Origin of the sequence: Clostridium sp. AF22-10 (assembly GCF_003478725.1) — a bacterium.
GTDB classification, from domain to species: Bacteria; Bacillota; Clostridia; order Lachnospirales; family Lachnospiraceae; genus Otoolea; species Otoolea fessa.
Genome location: NZ_QUFZ01000001.1, coordinates 267,196 through 286,694 on the forward strand (window position 1 = coordinate 267,196; position 19,499 = coordinate 286,694).

At 51.3% G+C, this 19,499-nt stretch carries 15 protein-coding genes and 1 pseudogene; 1 reads left to right on the forward strand and 15 read right to left on the reverse strand.

Translation table 11 applies throughout. The features are described 5' to 3' along the window. Positions 1 to 179 precede the first annotated feature (179 nt). Positions 180 to 1,331, forward strand: a complete 1,152-nt coding sequence (locus DWX91_RS01215) for a glycerate kinase (protein WP_118471354.1) — start codon at positions 180 to 182, stop codon at positions 1,329 to 1,331. A gap of 160 nt (positions 1,332 to 1,491) precedes the next feature. Here the strand turns inward: DWX91_RS01215 and DWX91_RS01220 are convergent, their stop codons facing one another. From DWX91_RS01220 to DWX91_RS01290, 15 genes and pseudogenes are all read right to left on the reverse strand, one after another. Beyond that, a complete protein-coding gene (locus tag DWX91_RS01220) occupies positions 1,492 to 2,106 on the reverse strand; it encodes a DUF4125 family protein (protein ID WP_118524767.1) in 615 nt (204 codons plus the stop codon). Positions 2,107 to 2,214: 108 nt separating this feature from the next. Beyond that, complete coding sequence (locus DWX91_RS01225) at positions 2,215 to 3,195, reverse strand: DUF4037 domain-containing protein (RefSeq protein ID WP_118538178.1); 981 nt, start codon at positions 3,193 to 3,195, stop codon at positions 2,215 to 2,217. Between the two features lie 119 nt (positions 3,196 to 3,314). Continuing rightward, complete coding sequence (locus tag DWX91_RS01230) at positions 3,315 to 4,232, reverse strand: tetratricopeptide repeat protein (RefSeq protein WP_118538180.1); 918 nt, start codon at positions 4,230 to 4,232, stop codon at positions 3,315 to 3,317. 329 nt (positions 4,233 to 4,561) lie between these two features. Further along, positions 4,562 to 5,203 (reverse strand): hypothetical protein, encoded by a 642-nt coding sequence (locus tag DWX91_RS01235; RefSeq protein WP_022359975.1) that lies wholly within the window; start codon positions 5,201 to 5,203, stop codon positions 4,562 to 4,564. A 221-nt stretch (positions 5,204 to 5,424) separates the two neighbouring features. Beyond that, entirely contained in the window at positions 5,425 to 7,293 is a 1,869-nt protein-coding gene (gene recQ / locus DWX91_RS01240; RefSeq protein WP_118538182.1) for a DNA helicase RecQ, read from the reverse strand. A 192-nt stretch (positions 7,294 to 7,485) separates the two neighbouring features. Then, positions 7,486 to 8,280, reverse strand: a complete 795-nt coding sequence (locus DWX91_RS01245) for an HAD family hydrolase (protein WP_243098939.1) — start codon at positions 8,278 to 8,280, stop codon at positions 7,486 to 7,488. Further along, positions 8,267 to 8,853: pseudogene (locus tag DWX91_RS01250) on the reverse strand (xanthine phosphoribosyltransferase). The gene DWX91_RS01245 and the pseudogene DWX91_RS01250 overlap by 14 nt, the downstream one beginning before the upstream one ends. A gap of 38 nt (positions 8,854 to 8,891) precedes the next feature. Next, the gene (tig, locus tag DWX91_RS01255; protein ID WP_118538184.1) at positions 8,892 to 10,028 is read right to left on the reverse strand and encodes a trigger factor; all 1,137 of its coding nucleotides are present in this window, start codon (positions 10,026 to 10,028) and stop codon (positions 8,892 to 8,894) included. A 278-nt stretch (positions 10,029 to 10,306) separates the two neighbouring features. Beyond that, positions 10,307 to 11,701, reverse strand: coding sequence for an aminopeptidase (locus DWX91_RS01260; protein ID WP_118523081.1), 1,395 nt, complete (start codon positions 11,699 to 11,701; stop codon positions 10,307 to 10,309). 20 nt (positions 11,702 to 11,721) lie between these two features. Next, positions 11,722 to 12,099, reverse strand: a complete 378-nt coding sequence (gene dtd, locus DWX91_RS01265; RefSeq protein ID WP_412693797.1) for a D-aminoacyl-tRNA deacylase — start codon at positions 12,097 to 12,099, stop codon at positions 11,722 to 11,724. Positions 12,100 to 12,217: 118 nt separating this feature from the next. Continuing rightward, the gene (locus tag DWX91_RS01270) at positions 12,218 to 14,035 is read right to left on the reverse strand and encodes a glycerophosphodiester phosphodiesterase family protein (protein ID WP_118538186.1); all 1,818 of its coding nucleotides are present in this window, start codon (positions 14,033 to 14,035) and stop codon (positions 12,218 to 12,220) included. A 12-nt stretch (positions 14,036 to 14,047) separates the two neighbouring features. Further along, the gene (locus DWX91_RS01275; RefSeq protein ID WP_337550534.1) at positions 14,048 to 14,779 is read right to left on the reverse strand and encodes a GTP pyrophosphokinase family protein; all 732 of its coding nucleotides are present in this window, start codon (positions 14,777 to 14,779) and stop codon (positions 14,048 to 14,050) included. 71 nt (positions 14,780 to 14,850) lie between these two features. After that, a complete protein-coding gene (locus tag DWX91_RS01280) occupies positions 14,851 to 15,765 on the reverse strand; it encodes a S1 RNA-binding domain-containing protein (RefSeq protein WP_107000639.1) in 915 nt (304 codons plus the stop codon). Between the two features lie 310 nt (positions 15,766 to 16,075). After that, the gene (locus tag DWX91_RS01285; protein ID WP_182426688.1) at positions 16,076 to 18,073 is read right to left on the reverse strand and encodes a TRAP transporter permease; all 1,998 of its coding nucleotides are present in this window, start codon (positions 18,071 to 18,073) and stop codon (positions 16,076 to 16,078) included. A 41-nt stretch (positions 18,074 to 18,114) separates the two neighbouring features. Next, complete coding sequence (locus DWX91_RS01290; protein WP_233430208.1) at positions 18,115 to 19,263, reverse strand: TAXI family TRAP transporter solute-binding subunit; 1,149 nt, start codon at positions 19,261 to 19,263, stop codon at positions 18,115 to 18,117. Positions 19,264 to 19,499: the final 236 nt, after the last annotated feature.

The window sequence follows — 19,499 nt, forward strand, 5'->3', positions numbered from 1 at the left end:
TGGCTATCTCAAACATGAGATAAATGCCAAATTTGTTTCTTAAAATGGAGCATCCAATATTGTATCCAGTGTCCAATAGTATTATAATAAAAAGAAGCATAGCTGTCAAGAAAAGTTTCAATTTCCATCTGAAAGTAACAATGAATCGGATCCAAAACACCAAAAAGGAGGAACCTCATATGAAAATTACGGTTGCAATCGATTCCCTGAAAGGAAGTCTGGCCTCAATGGAAGCCGGAAACGCCGCCAAAGGCGGCATTCTCCGCGTCTATCCCGAGGCAGAAGTCTTCGTGCGCCCTCTGGCAGATGGCGGCGAGGGAACCGTGGATGCCCTGACGGAAGGACTGGGCGGCAGGATCCGCACCATCTCCGTCTCCGATCCGCTCGGACGCCCCCTTCAAGCCGACTACGGGATTCTCACCTCACCGGGACAGGGCGAACCGCTTGCGGTGATCGAGATGGCTGCTGCCTCCGGACTTCCGCTCCTGGCTGCTGCGGAACGCAATCCACTCCGCACTACCACCTACGGTGTCGGAGAACTGATCCTTGACGCCATCCGCCAAGGCTGCCGGCGTTTCCTGATTGGCATCGGCGGCAGCGCCACCAACGATGGCGGACTCGGCATGCTCTCCGCGCTGGGATATCAATTTCTCAAAGAAGACGGAACGCCCGTCTCCCCGGGTGCCGCCGGACTGTCAGAGCTTTCTTCCATCCGTACCGGCTCCGTTCTTCCCGAACTGTCCGCGTGCAGCTTCCGGATCGCCTGCGATGTCACCAATCCGCTCTGCGGTCCAAATGGCTGCAGTGCCGTCTATGGTCCGCAAAAGGGCGCTTCCAGGGAAGATATCGTAAATATGGATCGCTGGATGCAGGCATACGCCGTCCTTACTGCCCGGCAATTTCCACACGCCGATCCAACGGTTCCCGGCACGGGTGCCGCCGGAGGTCTCGGATTTGCCTTTTTAAGCTATATGAACGCTGTCCTGGAACCGGGCGCCTCGATCGTGCTGGAAGAAACTTCTCTGGAATCGTTCATCCAGGACAGCGATATCGTCATCACCGGTGAGGGTCGTCTCGACGGACAGACTGCTATGGGAAAAGCCCCCATCGCCGTCGCCAGACTGGCTAAAAAATACGGCAAGCCCGTCTTCGCCTTCTCCGGCTGCGTCACCCCAGATGCCATCCAGTGTAACGATGCCGGAATCGACGCCTTTTTCCCAATTCTCCGCTCCATCTGCTCGCTGGAAGAAGCAATGGAACCGGCATCCGCCCGGAAGAATCTGAGCGATACGGTGGAACAGGTGATGCGGGTGGTTCGGCGGTTTTCGTAAAAATTGGAAACAAAGAATGTGCTGATATAAGAAAATCGGAGAGGAACTTTGATCATTCATTCTCTCCGATTTTTTTCAACTTACCTTGTATATTAGCTATTATACATTCACTTTTTCGAAATCATTGCCATAAATTTTCGAATATACATCCTTCTAATTTTTATTTAGAGAGCGCCTTCTCCGCCGCATCCAGCCCCTCATATCCATATGCCTTCACTTCCGCCTCCATCGTCAGAAGTGCCAGACTCTTTCCTTCCTTTTTCAGGTCATTGATAAACTGCCAGTACGTATGCAGGGTGCTGTCCGAGTAAGTCCGCAGTTCTCCAAGCAGGTACGTCTGGAAGGAAGTATCATACGGCGTATCTTCAGAACTGTAGAGAAGCCGGTTTCCAGACGCCAGCACCGGATATTTCGCCTGGTACTCTTCCATCCAAGCAAGCTGCTGTTTCACGATCGCATCACTCCACTGTTCACCCGCCAGCGTCGGATCAATCAGAAAATGATGCAGTTTCTTAAACTGCTCCGGTGCGGTGCTCGCCATCATCCACGCATATTTCTCCATTACCAGATTGCGCCCCTGCTCATGGGCGCGGTTCATATCCGCCAGCACGCAGTCGATGAGTTCCTCTGTCCACGGTGCAAAATGGCTTCGTCGCATGATAAAAAATGTCTCCGGATCGTCCTGACAAGAAGCACGTCCGCCCTCGTTATTAACTTTCTGAAAATCTTCCCACTCCATCTGAATCAGTTTCTCTATTTTCTCCTGTTTCGTCATACGCTGTCCTCCCTTTCGCTTGCCAGATCCCTTCCAAATCAATTTCCTGCATCTTTTCTTTCATTTACAGTCCATGCGCGTTCCCATTTTGATGTGTCTATCCGCGGCTTATCCTTCCATCACATGACATTTTTTCAGCTCCGGATCCTGAATCCGTTTCATGATCTCCCACGTGTGCGCTTCCAGAAATGCATCCCGGCTGTCAGTCAGTCCCTGTTTTCGCAGTTCCCCAACTACCGCCTGACAGATTTTCTCAATCCGACCCACACGCGGATCCAACTGGTTTACATAAGGATTCCATCCCGGGGGAAACGGCGGCTTCCACATCTCGCTCGTATCTCCCATCACCGAAAGCTCCCGGATTTTTTCCGCCACCTCCGGCAATATCTGAAATTTTTCCATTCCCCGGAACATCCACTTATAGTAAGGCATATACGTCCGGTTTAGTAAATAGACCATCGAAATCGCCTGCCGCACAAATTCATCGAGCGCCAGCATCGCCGCAACCGTATCCCCCCGCCGCATACAGCGGCCATAATTATACTGTCCCGACTGCGCCATTTTCGCTGCCCGCGCCGCGATCTTCTTGATCCGGACATCCTCTGGATAATACTTCCGAAGCTCCTCGCGGACCGCGGAAAATTCTCCCAGTCCGTCCTCAAAAACTGCCCCGCCTGTAACTGCCGCCAGCTTATCCTCCGGCAGATGCAGCCAGCGCATCAAGCTCCTTGGCGGCTGTTCCATCCCGATAAAACGGCTGTAAAATGCCTCTATCTCAAACACACCGACACGTCCGCCGCCCCGCGCACTTGTAAGCCGTGCCGGAATGCCCGCAAACTCCCCCGGCAAACGGTCGTAAGCATCCTGAAGCGCCTTCCCGTACTGGTTATAATCTTCCGCCGAAAGCCAGAGGTCAAAACCTGCCCCGAAATCGTGATCCTGCGATATCGCATCGTCAAATCCCAGGCATTCCGAACCTTCGCCCACCAGCCCCGCCGCCAGCCGCGGCAGAAGCTCTGGAAAATCCCGCTCCAGCATCGGACGCCCAACTTCTTCATAGTATCGTTTTGCCAGTTCTAGTCCCTGCATCTGATCCCCCTACCTGATTTTATGGTTTTTTCTATTTCTACGTTTTCTCTATTTTCAGTATCTTTTTTTCATGCGCGTTTCTTGCACGCTTTTTATCAAATCTTCCATCTGAAAACTTTTCAAAAAACGCTTTTTTCTTGTCCTGTCTCAGAATTTCGCATCCTTGAACTGGCAGCTCGCACAGTGCTCTGTTTTCCGCCTGTGCTTTCCGTTCTGCCCTCATCACCGGTAATACCTTTTTCTTCCTTTTCTTTTTTGATCATCTCCAGATTCTGGCGGATCACCGCGCACGCATCGCTCTCGCCAAACCGGGACTGCGTTACCATCAGCGCTTTTTCCAGCAGCCCGATCGCCTGATCATAATTACCGCGCCTCCATGCCAGCTCCCCGGCTGCTGCCAGCGCCGAACCAAAGTGTCCCGACTGCACGCCCTCCGGGGACGCATAAAAGGTCAGGCTTTCCTTTAACTCTTCGTCCGCCTCATCCAGCCGTCCCAGCGCCATCAAGGATAGCGCCCGGTTGACATGGGTCGTTGCCACCTCCGCCTCGCTGTTCTCCATCTTTTTAATCAGTTCCAGCGCCTTATCCAGCGATTCCAGCGCCTTTTCATGTTCCTCCTGTTCCTGATAAATCTGGCTGATATTATTGTAGAGACTTGCCATCTCATAGCCATCCGTTTTTCCAAGATTCTTAAAAATCGCTTCCGCCTCCCGGTACTGGGAAAGCGCTTTCTCCACATCTCCTGCCATCCGGCGCGCGGTTGCCGCATTTAAAAGTGTCGTTCCATGGTGGATCGAACCATCCAGTCCCATCCCCGCAATCAGGGACAGCGCCATATCCGCCATATCGACTGCCTGTGCAACCCGTCCGGTATTCCGGTAGAGTCCTTCCATCTCATTACACATCATCAGGCAGAGGCTTTTGTTCCCTGAATCCAGCCCTTCCTTCATCCAACCCATCATTTTCTCTTCCGCTTCGTCCAGTTTTCCCTGTGCATAAAGGTGATCCAGTTCCTGAAACATCTGCTGTGTATCCATTTTTATCCCTCTTTCTTTCCCTTCTTTATTCTTGTTTCTGTTATTTTTTTCATTAATGTGCCTTGGCACCTTTGACACAAAAAGAGATACCGCAAAACCTTTTTCCCATCCCTCTGCTCCCCATCTTCTTATTTCTGACAGGTCAGTGCACGGATTCTGTGGTTTTGCGGTATCCACTATCTGTTCTCAAACCTTGTAAAATCTATCTCTTTCTCAATAATGCTTTCTATGCTGCCATGCAGCACCCGCATTCGGATCGCGTTTCATTTCAACGATCCGGCTTTTACAAATCCTGTATTCATCAAACGAAGCAGCTTCCGATCGCTGCATCACCCCATCGGCGAATATCCAAACGTATTTACCAGCGCATCAATCTTCTTTCCTGCCTTGCAGAGCGGGCAGTCACGGTAATCTGAATACGTATAATCCGGTAAATCCTTCTTGCCAAAGACTGACTTGATCGGCACACCATCCAGCGAATCCATCGCACTGAAAATCGCCGATGCGCCCTGTAAGATACCACCGTAATACTGGATGCTCTCAACTGCCTTATTTAAGGTGCGTCCCGTCGTCACGGATGCCATCAGGATCATCACGTGTTTATCGCGGATCATCGGAATCAGGTTGTCACGGAAAATGATCTGGCTGTTGTTGTTGAACTCCGGGCTGATTACATAGATAGATTTGTGCGCGTTCGTCGAGAGAAAACCGCCCTTTGCCAGCTCCTCCGCCAGAAAAGCACCGATAACTTCCGTGCCCTCCATGCAGACAATCGTGTCGATCACAGTGTCATACAGATACATGCCAACCAGCGCCTGTGCAACTTCCTCCGCCTCTTTCGTTCTCGCTTTCAGGGTCGTCACATCAATGTAATAATTGATATGTGCATGGTTTGTTGCGAAATGTCCTGGACGAATCTTTAACGGTACTGTCGCTCCAGTTGTGTAGATCTTTGTATAACTTTTCTCCATAAAAACGCCCCCTTCTCCATCTAAATAGGTGTTCATAAATGTTTGAAACTGCTTCTAAAAGTTCCATGTTCACAGTCACTTCCATCCATGGATTGATACCCTTATTATACTAGAAAATGTGGCGTTTAACAAGCTAAAATCTGTCATCATATGTATATTTTTTTATTTTTCTGTCTTTTCTTCAGGCATTTTTCACTCACAAACAGAACACACACCCGATACTAAGACTCTAAGAACTTCCGCACGCACTCCAGAAACCGTTCTCCATATTTTTCAAACTTATATGCACCCACGCCGGACACCTCCAGCATCTCCGCTTCCGTGACCGGTTTTAAAATACACATATGCGTCAGCGTCTTATCAGAAAATACGATATACGGCGGCACTTTTTCCTCGGATGCGATCTCGCGGCGCAGCGCGCGGAGTGCCTCGAAGAGCGTCTCTTCCTTCTCCGTAAATTCGGCTGCCCCGGCTGGAAGCTTCGCGCCCCGGCGGCTCTTTTTGCTGCTTCCAGCTACCTGTTTTTCCCGCTCCTTCGCCATCTTCATCTCGATTGGCTCCGGTGCTTCCAGGAAAGCAGCACCTTTTTCTGTCAATTTGACAATCGAATACTCATCCGTCGTGACAAACAGATACTCCTCCACCTGGAGGAAGTTAAACATCTGGCGCAGATGCACGACGCTCTCCTTCGCCAGCTCCCCATAATGCGGATTCTCATCCATCCGGTAATTTCGGATCTTTACCGTATTCGCCCCGTGAACCGTGTCGAGAATCACCGTTGTTCCATAGCGCTGTCCGCACGACTGCACACAGCCTAAGAGACTCTCTGCCGCCGCCTGAATATCGATCGTGTCAAATTGCGTCATACAATTCGAACAGTTTCCGCAGTAATTACTTCCATATTCGCCGAAATACCGCAGGATATAATCACGCAGGCACTCATTCGTAAAACAATAAAACGTCATCTTTTTCAGGCGTTCCCGGTCACGTTCCAGCACCACCTGCCGCGTATAGTCGTCAAGCTCCTGATTGTCCTGGTTCCGCTCAATAAAGAGCTGGTTCGTCACCACATCCCGCCCGCTATAATACAGGATACACTCCGCCGGTTCGCCGTCACGCCCGGCACGTCCTGCCTCCTGATAGTAGGCTTCCAGGTTCTTCGGCATCCCGCAGTGCAGGACAAACCGTACATCCGACCGGTCGATTCCCATGCCGAACGCATTGGTCGCCACCATCACCGGAACCCGGTCATAGATAAAATCATCCTGATTCTTCTGCCGCTCCGCATCAGAAAGTCCCGCATGGTAACGCGTCACTGAAAATCCATCCCGGATTAACTTCTCACAGATTTCCTCGACATTCCTGCGGGTCAGACAGTAAATAATCCCTCCCTGTCCCGGGTGCGCCTCCAGATATGCCCGGATTGCCGCATAGCGGTCCTTCGGCGTCTCCACTGCAAAATACAAGTTTTTCCGATCAAATCCCGTCGTCAGCATCACCGGGTTCTGTAACTGCAAAATGTCGATGATATCATCCCGGACCTCCTTGGTCGCGGTCGCCGTAAAAGCACTGACCACCGGACGCCTCGGCAGCTTCTCGATAAAATCAACAATCTTCAAATAACTCGGTCTGAAATCCTGTCCCCACTGGGAAATGCAATGCGCCTCGTCGATCGCCAGCATCGCAATATCCACATGCATCGCAAAATCGAGAAACGACTCCGTCATCAGCCGCTCCGGCGCCACGTAAATGATTGGATAGCGCCCCTCGCGCGCATACCCAAGCGCCTTATAATACTGTGCCGTCGTCAGCGAACTGTTCAGATACGCCGCGTGGACGCCCGCCTGATTGAGTGCCGTGACTTGATCCTTCATCAGAGAAATCAGCGGTGACACCACCAGCGTGATTCCCGGAAGAATCAATGCCGGAACCTGATAACACAGTGATTTTCCGCTGCCCGTCGGCATGATTCCCAGCACATCACGCCCATCAAGAATCCCATCAATCAGCATTTCCTGTCCTTCGCGGAAGCTGTCATATCCGAAATACCGCTTGAGAACTTCATATTTTTCCGATTTCTCATAATTCATATATCTTTATCCAACACCCTTTCATTCTAGTTCTGTCTCAACTATCCACAATCTTGAGCATTTCAAGTCTCAGACATCCACCAGGTCAATCTTTCCTGAAACTTCTCTCCACAGGATGTTTCTCTGAACTCCACACATCCACACAAATTTCACTCTTTATACATATATATCAAACACCAAACCATTGCTTCCTTACAAAAGTCCCAGCTCTTCCATCGCCCGGTAAATCCCATCTTCCTCCACGGTCTTCGCCGTAAACGTCGCATACGGCTCCAGCCCGGCATCGTGTTTTCCCATGACAACCGCATTCGGCACATACTGGAACATCGACAGATCGTTCATGCTGTCTCCAAAGACCCACGCGTCCTCCAGCGCGATCCCATATTGCTTCAAAATCCACTCGATCGCACTCGCCTTAGAATGCCCCATCGGCACACACTCATAGAAGTCGCCGCCCCGGTCAATCACCTCAAAATCCCGAAGTGTCTCAAAAAATCCCGCCGGATCACTGTCTGCTCCGACTGCCACGCAAAATTTACTGATCGAAAAGGACGGATCCGACCAGCCCTTCGTCGAAACCGATCCGCTCTGGTCGAGAATCGAGCGGATCGCCCGCATCGTCTCGGTCTGCACCCCATCTGGCCGGAAAAAGCAGGCGTCCACGCCCTCCATCACTGTATCCATCCGGAACCGCAGAATATCCTCTTTCAGTTTCTCCGCCCATTCCTGCGAAATTCTCTGGTCATAGAGTGTCTTTCCATCCACGGAAATATAGGTACCACAGCCGCAGAGCAGCCCGTTTACCGGCGCTTCCTCCCGAATTTTGGACGTCTGGCACCAGGTCCGCCCCGTATTAATAAATGTCAAATTTCCCTTTTCCATTGTTTTTTTTAAGGCAAGCACCGCGCTTTGCGGTACCTGCCTTAATTTTTCACTAAACAATGTTCCATCAATATCAAAAAACAATGCTTTTTTATTTATCTTCATTTCTGAATACGATCTCCCCGGTCTCTGCATTCATGCTGTCTACGATCGCCAGTGACTCAACGCGGATGCCCTTATCACGGATGCGTTTGCCGCCGTCCTGAAAACCTTTTTCAATGACAATGCCCGCACCAACTAATTCTGCTCCCGAATCCTGAATCAAAGTGGTCAGACCGTCTAATGCCTTGCCCTTTGCCAGAAAATCATCGATAACCAGAACCTTATCGCCTTTTCCAAGGAACTCCTTGGACACAATAATATCATATACAGTGCCATGGGTAAACGATTCAACCTTCGTTGTATACACTTCTCCGGCAATATTTTTCGTCTTTGTTTTCTTGGCAAATACAACCGGAACATCAAAATATTCGGCTACGATACAGGCAATACCAATACCCGACGCTCGATCGTCAGGATCTTATTGATCTCCTCACCCTCAAAACGGCGTTTAAACTCCTTGCCGATCTCCTGGAACAGATGAATATCCATCTGGTGATTCAGGAAACGATCCACTTTCAATACATTTCCTGCTCTTACGATTCCATCTTTACGGATTCTGTCGTATAAAATCTGCATATGTCTATCCCCTTATCTGTATTTTTATGAGACGCTTTCTACTCCGCCTCGTCCTCGGCTGCTTCTGTATTCAGCGCCGCATTGTTCTCCTCAGTGCTGACGGTGATCTTGGCATTTTTTACCAGAAAATCAAGTGTCTTCTGCATTAGTGCCGTATCGTCCACCATCTTCTGATCGATGTTATCGTTCTGAAGCATCGTCTCCAGGCTCTCGTAGCCGTAGCGTTTCGCCAGTGCTTCCTTGTCCGAATCGTCGATCGTGATATTTTCCTGCTTCGCAATCTCATTTAAAACGAGGGACTGTTTCGCCATTTCCTTGGCTTCCTGGCGGATCTCCTGCTTGAAGCTGTCCTCGTCGCTTCCAATCATGCCCGCATAGGTCGCCAGATCGACGCCGTAGGAGGAAAGCATGTTGGTGTATGCCTTTAACTGTGTATCATATGCCTCGTCGATCGATGCAGTCGAGCATACAACTTCTGAATTGTCCACGACCGCATTCAGAATATCCGTATCTCTCTGATTGTCAATCGAGAGCTGTTTCTGCTCTAAGAGGTTCTCACGGGTGGATTCACGGTATTTCTCCACAGTTCCATCATCCGGTGATACGGAAGCAACGAACTCATCCGTCAGTTCCGGAACGGAGCGCTCCTTGACCGCATTGACCGTTACCTCAAATACAACCGCCTTACCTGCCAGATCCGGGTTTTTCGGATACGGATCCGGGAAGGTCAGGTTTAAGTCTTTCTGATCGCCCTTCACAGCGCCGACCAGCCCATCCTCGAATCCATCGATAAAGCTGCCGGATCCCAGTGTCAGGTCATATCCCTCGGCGGTACCGCCCTCAAATGCCTCACCGTCTAAAAGTCCCTTATAGTCAATGTTGACCTGATCGCCCGTCTGGGCTGCCCGATCTACCTCGCGGTACTCGGCCTTTGAATTCAACACCTGCTGAATCTGGTTTTCTACTTCCTCGTCCGTCACGGATGCCTCGGTCACGGTCACAGCGATGCCTTTGTACTCGCCCAGCTTCACGCTGCTCTCTGCGACATACTCCTCTGTCTCTGCAGCCGTGCTCTCTGCTGCGGTCGTCTCAGTCCCTGTCTTTTTTCCGCATCCAGATGCCGCTGCTGCTACCGCAACCGCCAGACAGATGCCTGCTATTTTCCATTTCTTCATTTAGTCGTCCTCTATCTCTCAATTTCCTGCCTGCGCCATCCGGCACCTGGCTTTCAAACGCACATATGATATATCTGCACGTATGTCTTACCAATCATCATACCACAAACCAGCCTGTCGCAAAAGCGATTTTTCAATATTTTATATTTTCAGCAACACTCTTTTTTCATAGTTCATCACTTTTTCCAATTTAAGAAAACCTGATATGAATTATTTGATAAAAAAATCCCGCCAGAAAAAACGTTTTGTCTTTCCTGACGGAATTTTCTGGCTATTTTTTAGCTGCAAAATGCTGCAAATGCCAGATATGTGTTATAGATATCCAGTTTCGACGCCAGCTCAAATGGGGCATGCATGGATAAAATCGGAACACCCATATCCACAACGTCTACATCCATGCCAGCCACAAACAAGGCAACCGTGCCGCCGCCGCCGACGTCTACTGCGCCCAGCTCGCCGATCTGCCAGTATACGCCTGCCTCATCCATGATCTGGATCACTTTCGCCATCGTCTCCGCGCTCGCGTCGTTGCTGCCGGATTTGCCACGCGCACCCGTATATTTCGTCAAAACGACACCCTTATTCAGATAGCAGGAGTTTTTTTCTTCAAATACACTCGCAAACGTCGGGTCATACGCCGCATTGACATCCGCCGACAGGCACAGAGAATGCTTCAGCACTTTGCGGACATCCACATTTCCTGCCTTGCACAGTCCCTCGATATAATGCAGGGTAAAATCGGAATTTAAGCCGGTATTTCCAACGGAACCGATCTCCTCTTTATCTGCCAGAATCGTAACCGTCGTATATTCCGGGGACTTGGCTTTCATCTCTGCGGTCAGTGCCGTGTACGCGCACACCTTGTCATCCTGTCCGTAAGCGCCGACCAGGCTGCGGTCCAGACCGACATCCGTTGCTTTTACTGCCGGCACAAATTCGATCTCTGCACGCAGGAAATCCTTCTCCGTCATGCCGAAGCGCTCATTTAAGATCGACAGCGCCAGCAGCTTGACCGGCTCCTTGATCGAGTCTTCTTCCTCGCACGGGTACGGCAGGGATCCAACAATGATATTTAATTCTTCGCCCTTGATGCCGTCTTTCAGTTTCCGCTCATTCTGCTGTGCGGCAAGATGCGGAAGCAGATCGGTCACGCAGAAGACTGGATCGCCCTCTTTTTCGCCGATGCAAATATCCATCGAGGTGCCGTCCTTTAAAATCACAACGCCGTGCATCGCCAGCGGGATCGTCGCCCACTGGTATTTGCGGATGCCGCCGTAATAATGGGTCTTGAAATATGCCGCCTCTGCCTTCTCATACAGCGGGTTCGGTTTCAGATCCAGGCGCGGGGAATCGATGTGAGCCACGTTAATGCGGACGCCGTCCTCCAGCGGACGTTTTCCGAACGTGCTCATCAGAAGCGCTTTCTTGCGGTTGATCTGGTATACCTTGTCGCCCGGCTGATAGATTTTTCCTTCTTCGAACTCCTCATAACCAGCCTCTTTCAGGCGGAGCACCGCCTCGCGCACAAATTCGCGCTCGGTCTTTGCCGCATTTAAAAACTCCTTATATCCCTCGCAATATGCAAATGCCTTTTCCTCCTGCTCCGGGGCTTTCTTTCCAATATTAGGAAATTCCCAGATCAGTTTTTCTCTCTGTTCTTTCGCTACTGACATATCCTTCCTCCTTTTGCGAATCATTTCTTTTTCACTATCGTATCACTATCCAGCAGAATCGTAAATGGTCCATCGTTTAAAAGCTCGACCTTCATATCTGCCCCGAAAATACCGTGCTCGACCTTCCGCACCTGTCCGGCGCAGCGCGCCAGCGCGTGTTCGTAGAGATGGTTCGCCAGTTCCGGATTTCCCGCACTCGTAAAGCCCGGGCGGTTTCCGTGGCTGCAGTCCGCGTACAAAGTAAACTGGCTGATCAGCAGGATCTCGCCATCCACATCCGCCAGCGAACAGTTCGTCTTGCCGTTCTCATCCTCAAAAATACGCAGCTTGCACATTTTATCCACCATTTTGTCGGTGATTTCCTCCGTGTCGGTGTCGCTGACGCCCATCAGCACCATATATCCACGGCCGATCGAGCGATCAGCTCGCCGTCTACCTTTACACTCGCGTGTTTGACTCTCTGTAGTACAAATCTCATGTTTTTCTCCTGATTTTTATTTTTCCTGTAATCTTTCTTTACCGCAGCAGCGCCCTCAGCCGCGCCAGCAGATTCTCCGCATTTTCCTCGCCCAGAATGACCTCCCGCGCCAGGATCGGCCGGTCGGTGATGATGTTATCGACGCCGATCATCTTCATTCGCTCCAGTTCACTCTTTTTATTGACCGTCCAGACATGAACCTCCTTACCACAGGCATGGACGCGCTCGACCAGCTTCCGGTTCGCTGAACTGGAGAGCAGGCTGATAAAATCGATCGCATCATCCTCGTAATAGCTTCCATATGCTGCCGACAGGATATAGCCCGTATAAATATCCGAATCCGCCGCCTTCACCCGCTTTAAATAAGAAAGACTCGTCGATGTCACGACGCACTGTTCCACGAAATCATTCTCCCGGATACAGTCCACGACCTTTTCCGGCAGATCGCTCGAAGCGCCGGCATATTTGATCTCGATATTCAGCATCATCCGTCCCCTGACATATTCGATAACGTCCTCCAGCTTCGGAATCCGTGTCCCGCTGTACTGCTCCGAATACCAGCCACCGGCATCTACCTGCTGCAGCTCGTCCCAGGAAAGCGATCGGATCGTCCGCCGCGTCCCGTCGATCCGCTCCAGAGTGCTGTCATGGAACAATACCAGCACACCATCCCGCGTCTCCTGCACATCCAGCTCTGCAAAATCCGCCATCTGATCGACCGCTGCCTCCATCGCAGGCATCGTGTTCTCCGGTGCACTCGTCGATGCGCCCCGATGCGCCGTGAGCTGCACTTCCCTCAGCTGATCCGCCGCCAGCACATTGCCCCGGTAAAAAGCGTCGTACATTGCTCCGGCGCTCAATGCCGTCAGAAGTGCCAGCGCCGCCATCCGGTTGCGGCGGCTCATCCACGGAAGACCCGCATGTTCGCCAGCTTCAAACTTCCAGCGCTCTTTGTTCTGACGTTTCCGGTCCAGCTGCACATATAACACCGTCAATGCGCCATAATTGACCGACATCAGCGCGATGCTCATGAGCGGCATCAGAACCATCTCGATCCGGTCGCGCGCCTCTAAAACCAGAATCAATTCCAGACGCCGGTCCGCAAACCAGACAGCAAACACCGCCACAATCACAACCGCAATCAGATAGAGCACCACCGTCACCGCCGTAACTACCAGATTGCACAAAACAAGTGTCCCAACTACCTGTACCCGATTACCGCGCAGCAGCTCCCTGCTTCGCAGAAATCCGCCCCGAAACGACCGCTGCTCCAGCATACAGCCAAAACAGATAAAAATCGTCGGAAGTGAAATCACAACCGCGCCAACAATCACGCCAACCAGTAAAAGCCGCCCCCAGTTCTCCGCCAGAAGCGCCGGAAGGATAAATTTGACCGCCTTCACATGGCATAACATCCGGTAAATCAAAAATGAATGAAGCACCAGGCCGTGAACCGCCAGCACCAGAAACAACCTCAGATTCCGCTTTCGGATCTCTGATACCGTCAGACGGATGCCTGCCGCAAACATCGAAAAAGCGCTCATTTTCCGCGAGAGTGCCGCCGCCTGATATGCCGCCAGAAGTCCCGCCGCCTCGATGGAAACTCCCACCAGCAGGATCGCTGCCATCAAAACCAGAATCGCGATCGTAACCGGCCGCAGCAGGTAGGAAACCAGATTGCTGACCGTCACATAACTGTAGCCAGACGCGCGCACCGACAGCCGGAACAGCGCCGCCACTGCCTGCAAAAGAAGCGGCAGCGTGAGCAAACGGAAAGCCAGCTCAAACAGCAGAATATTCCCCCCATTTACCTGAACAATCTGCTTTGTCTCACCCATCCGCCTGCGTATCTTCATTTTCTTCGTCTCTTACTCTCCGGCTTCTTTCCGGTTCCCGGTCGCAGCTTCCCCGCTCCGTTTCCCGTCTTTCGGCTCCTGCTCGTTCCCCGCGGGCACATCCTCCCGCTCTGCTTTCTTCATTTCCTCCGCCACTTTCGCAGCTTCCTTCTCCTTCGCCTGTTCCTCCGCAATCTTCGTGATCGCCTGATTCAGGGAAAACATCTTATTATCCAGCATATCCGCCATATCCGCGCAGGCTTTCAGTTCCTGCTCCAGATAATCCGGCGCATTTCCTTCAAATTTATAATAAATCTTGTGTTCCAGACTTGCCCAGAAATCCATCGCTATCGTCCGTATCTGGATCTCCACCTTCGTATCCACCGGACCATCGCTTAGATAAATCGGGATCGTTACAACCATATGGTAACTCTTGTAGCCATTCGGCTTCGGATTCTTGATATAATCCTTCACCACCAGCACCGTCACATCCGACTGACGCGCGATCATCTCCGCGATCCGGTAAATATCCGGGCTGAACGAGCAGATAATACGGATGCCCGCAATATCGCTCAGATGCTCAATCATGTTCGGGATCGTCACCTCATATCCACCGCGTTTAAGCTTCTTGACGATACTCTCCGGTGTTTTCAGGCGCGATTTGATGTGCTCGATCGGATTGTAATTATATAAATGAATAAACTCGTTATTTAGAATTTCAATTTTCGTGTTAATCGCTTTCAGGGCAGAATTGTACAGAAACATGACTGTCGTCCACTGGTCAAGCTGATTATACGTCTCAGGGATATTCAATTTTCCCTCTCCTTTACTGCTATTTAGTCAAATTTAAAGCCCTTTAACAGCTCGGCAAATCCGGTTGTCGCCTCGCCTGACTCATGATAATTAAATACTTCCTCTTCCGGCGCTTCGTCCGGCTCTACCTCTTTCATGCTGAGGCTTAGTTTGCCATTTGCGGTAGACAGGATTTTCACCGTCACTTTCTGTCCCACCTTTACGACTGCACCCGGATTCTCCACGCGTTTTTTGCTCATCTGGGAAACATGTACCAGTCCGCTTAAGCCATTTTCCAGCAGGACAAACGCGCCGTATGGCTTGATTGTCTCGACCGTTCCTTCCATGATCGCGCCAGTCTCACAGCGCGCAATCCGGCTCTTCTTCTCCGCATCCTGTTTTTCTCTCGCCAACTCTCTGCCGGACAGGACGAGACGTTTCTTCTCCTCATCCGCCTCAATCACCAGCACCGGAATCTTCTTTCCATTCCAGCTGTCCAGATCCTCGACATACGCTGCATCCAGTCTCGACGCCGGTATAAAGCCGCGCACGCCTTCCACCATTGCAACCGCACCGCCGTTTACGACCTCGGAAATAGTAACCTCAAGCGGTGTGCGCTCATCGAGCAGCTGACGGAAATGTTCCCACGTCATCCTGTCATTCGCCTCCTTGCGGGATAAAACGACATTGCCCTCGCCGTCGTCGGTCTGAATTACCGTTGCCGTGAGCAGGTCGCCCGGCTGAATCTCTTCCTTCATATTAAAATCCGGATCATTGCTCAGATTCTCACGGTCAATCACGCCCTGAGCAAAATATTTCAAATCCACCAGCACCTGGTCGTCTGTCACTGCAACAACCGTGCCTGTCACAATATCGCCCTCATGCAGGCGTTTGAAAGACGCCTCCAGCTCCTCGGCATAGTCCTCCATTGTCTCTACCAACTCTTTATTCTCATCCATCCTGGTATTTCTCCTTTCCGTTCCTTCTACACTCTTTTGGGTGGCAAAACTCTATTGACTATTTAACCATATTCCACCCGATATTTCCAGAGTGAATTTGTGAAAATTATCTTAAAATCGATTCGCTACCGCCCGATTCACAGCCTCTGGTTTGCAAACATCCCACCGGAAACAAAAAACATACCTTGCTGAAACCGCACGAAGTTTCCTATGCCACAAAAGACCGCACATGCCTGCGCCTGTGCGGTCTACGTTTACACACACTTCACATCACAGTTTACACGTTATGTAAACTGCAATGCAAATTCATTCATCCAACACCCGTCTCCGCATCTTTCTCCAATCCATGGTTCTTCTGCCAGAATGTCACACCGCCAACCAACACAAGTCCCAGAAGATCCGTCCATGCGCCCGGATCCATCATGCACAGACCGCCCACGATCAAAACCAGCCGCTCTACAACGGACAGCCATCCAAACAGAAAACCGTTAAGCGCCGCCGCAATCCCGAAGATACCGAGCAGCGAGGTGATGCAGATCTGCACAACCTGCAGTGCATTCGTGTCGATGAATACCATCGCCGGGTTAAATGCCAGAATATACGGCACGATAAAAGCGGCAACCGCCAGCCGCGTCGCATTGAGTGCCGTTTTCATCGGAGGCGCTTTCGCGATCGCGGAACCCGCATAAGCTGCCAATGCCACCGGCGGTGTGATATCCGCCACGATTCCGAAATAGAAAACAAAGAAATGCGCGCAGACCAGATTGATCCCGATCTCCGGTGCAATCAGAATCGGCGCACAGGTCGCCGCCATAATACAGTAATTTGCCGTCGTCGGAACGCCCATGCCAAGCACGATACAGCATAACATCGTCAGGAACAGCGCGATCAGCGGTTTTCCCTGGGAAACTGCCACAATTGCCGTGATCAGCTTCGATGCCAGACCGGTCGATGTGATACATCCAGCCACCAGCCCCGCCATCGCACAGGCAACCGCCACCGTGATCGTGCCGCGTCCGCCTGCCTCCAGCGCATCCACAATCTTTTTCAGCGTGATCCGGTTATTCCGGTTCAGAGCACCGACCGCAATCGCGGCAAAGATCGCTACCGACGCAGAAAACTGCATCGTAAATGTATTTGTCGATACCAGCACCACCAGCACAATCAACGGTGCCAGCAGATAGATCTGTTTCATCAGCACCCGCATCTGCGGCAGTTCCTCCCGCGGAATTCCACGAAGTCCCAGTTTCTGTGCCTCCAGATGCACTGCGATATAAATACCCGCAAAATACAGCACTGCCGGAAGAATCGCTTTCAGCGCCACCGTCGCATACGGCACGCCCATATATTCTGCCATCAGGAATGCTGCCGCGCCCATGATTGGCGGCATGATCTGCCCGCCGGTCGAAGCAGCCGCCTCCACTGCTCCGGCAAATTCCGGGCGGTAACCACATTTTTTCATCATCGGGATCGTGACCGAACCCGTTGTGACAGTATTTCCAACCGAAGATCCCGATACCATCCCGCAGAGCGCCGAGGAGATAACCGCCACCTTCGCCGGACCGCCCGCCGAGGAACCGCAGAGACAGTTCGCTAGGTCGATAAAAAAATTCGAGATCCCCGTCCGTTCCAGAAACGCCCCGAAAATGATGAAGACCACAATATATTTTGCACAGACATTGATCGGCGTATTCATAACTCCGCTCGTCGTGTAAAATAAATCATAAATAACCTTTCCAAAACGCACCGTCGCAAATGTATATACAAGCAGTGCACCGACCACACAGAGAATCGGGATTCCCACACAACGCCTGCAAAGTTCCATCAGCGAGAGCACCGCCAGAATCGCCATCAGCACCATAACCGGATTCTTCGTGACCCGCGTCGCCAGCTTAATGATCGCATGCGCGTTCGCCGCAAAATAGAAAAATGGAACCGCCCCCACTGCCATCAGAACCCAGTCGTACCACGGCATATGGTTGATGCGTCCGTCTCCCTTCTGAATCGGATAATGCAGATACCCGAGAATCAGAATCATTCCCAGAAACATCGACAACCGGATTTCCGGCAAGGCGGTACTGAAAAGCGTCACATAAATGCTGTAAACGGAAAATAATACCGACAGCCACCGGATGATCGATGCTGGTTTCCCCTGCCAGACGCGCGTGTTGGACTCGCGGTCATATTTTTTCATGACTAACTCAACATCCGCAGCTGTCCCTGTGTCCGAATCGCCCTTTTTCAGGCTTTCACGTTCCAGGTATTTTAGATCTGGTGCCCTGTTTTTCTTTTCCTTCCATTCACCCATTCGTATAACCCCCTTTCATACTTCATTTCTGGGTTTCCCCCTTATTTCACCGGCACCTCCATCCCTTTCTCTGCGAAATAATCCGCTGCTCCCGGATGATACGGAACCGCTGTGACCGAAGTGGCAAATTCAAGGTTCAGCTCCGCTCCCTTCGCATGCGCCGCCTTGATGGAATCCATGTTTTCAAAGACGCCATAGCAGAAGTTATAGATATCCTCTGCCGGAACGTCATCGCGCGCCACTACTACCGCACCGACAGCCACCGTCCTGATATCCTCATCCGTTCCATACGCGGACGCTGGGATCGTGTTTTTGCTGTAATATGGCGATTCTTTAATCAGCTGATCCATATGCTCATCGTCCAGGCTGACGAGATACACATCCTTCGTCGCTGCCAGGGAGGTGATTGCGGTCGTCGGTGCACCCGCTACGACAAATGCCGCATCAATCTTGCCATCCTGCAGCGCCTCTGCGCTGTCCCCAAAGGATTGATACGTCGGATTTATATCTTTTTCGATATCCAATCCATATGCTCCCAGCACATCCACCGCATTATAATAGACGCCTGACCCCGCCGCGCCGACCGAAACATTTTTGCCTTCCAGATCGGCTACCGACTGAATCGACGGATCCAGCGTAACAATCTGCACCTGCTCCATATAGAGCGCCGCCACGGTCGAGAAATCAGCAACTTTTCCATATTCTTCAAAGAGATTCGTACCATTGTAGGCATATGCCATGACATCCGACTGCACAAATCCCAAATCCGCATCATGTGCATCCAGCGCCTCGATATTTGCCTGCGAACCGCCCGATGTGATCGCCGTCACCGAAGTGCTGGTCGATTCCCCTATCTTTCCTGCAAGCACGCCGCCAAATCCATAATATGTACCCTGATCGCCTCCCGTCGTGAAAATGAGGCTGGTTCCGCCATCCTTTCCGCCCTTTTTCGTGTCTGTCACCTGCGCAGCGCCAGCCCCACTCTGACTTTCTTCCTGTCCGCCTGCTGTGTTACCGGCAGTATTCCTCCCGGCTTCATTTTTACCTCCCGCAGATGTCTCTGCCGATACTCCTGTCGTTCCGGTACTGCCGCATCCCGTCAGCGCCAGCCCTGCCGCCATCGCCATGGAAATTGCTACTGCCATGTGTCCCTGCATTCTCGTTTTTTTCGTCTTTTTTGTTCTTCTCATTCTCTCATTCTCCTCCCTGCTTGAACATTTACGTCTTAGATAGACTGTCAAAAATTACCATTACTATTTTATGTGTGGGAGGGAAGAATTATTCCTTGGCACGTTAGTGCCTTTTTGCGTAATAGGGAATTCCAAGGAATTTCCTATTACGCAAAAAAGACCGCTGAGCCGGACTTCCTGTCGCCAGGTTGTCCGAATCAGCAGTCTCTTTATGTAACTGCGTTATGCAATTATAT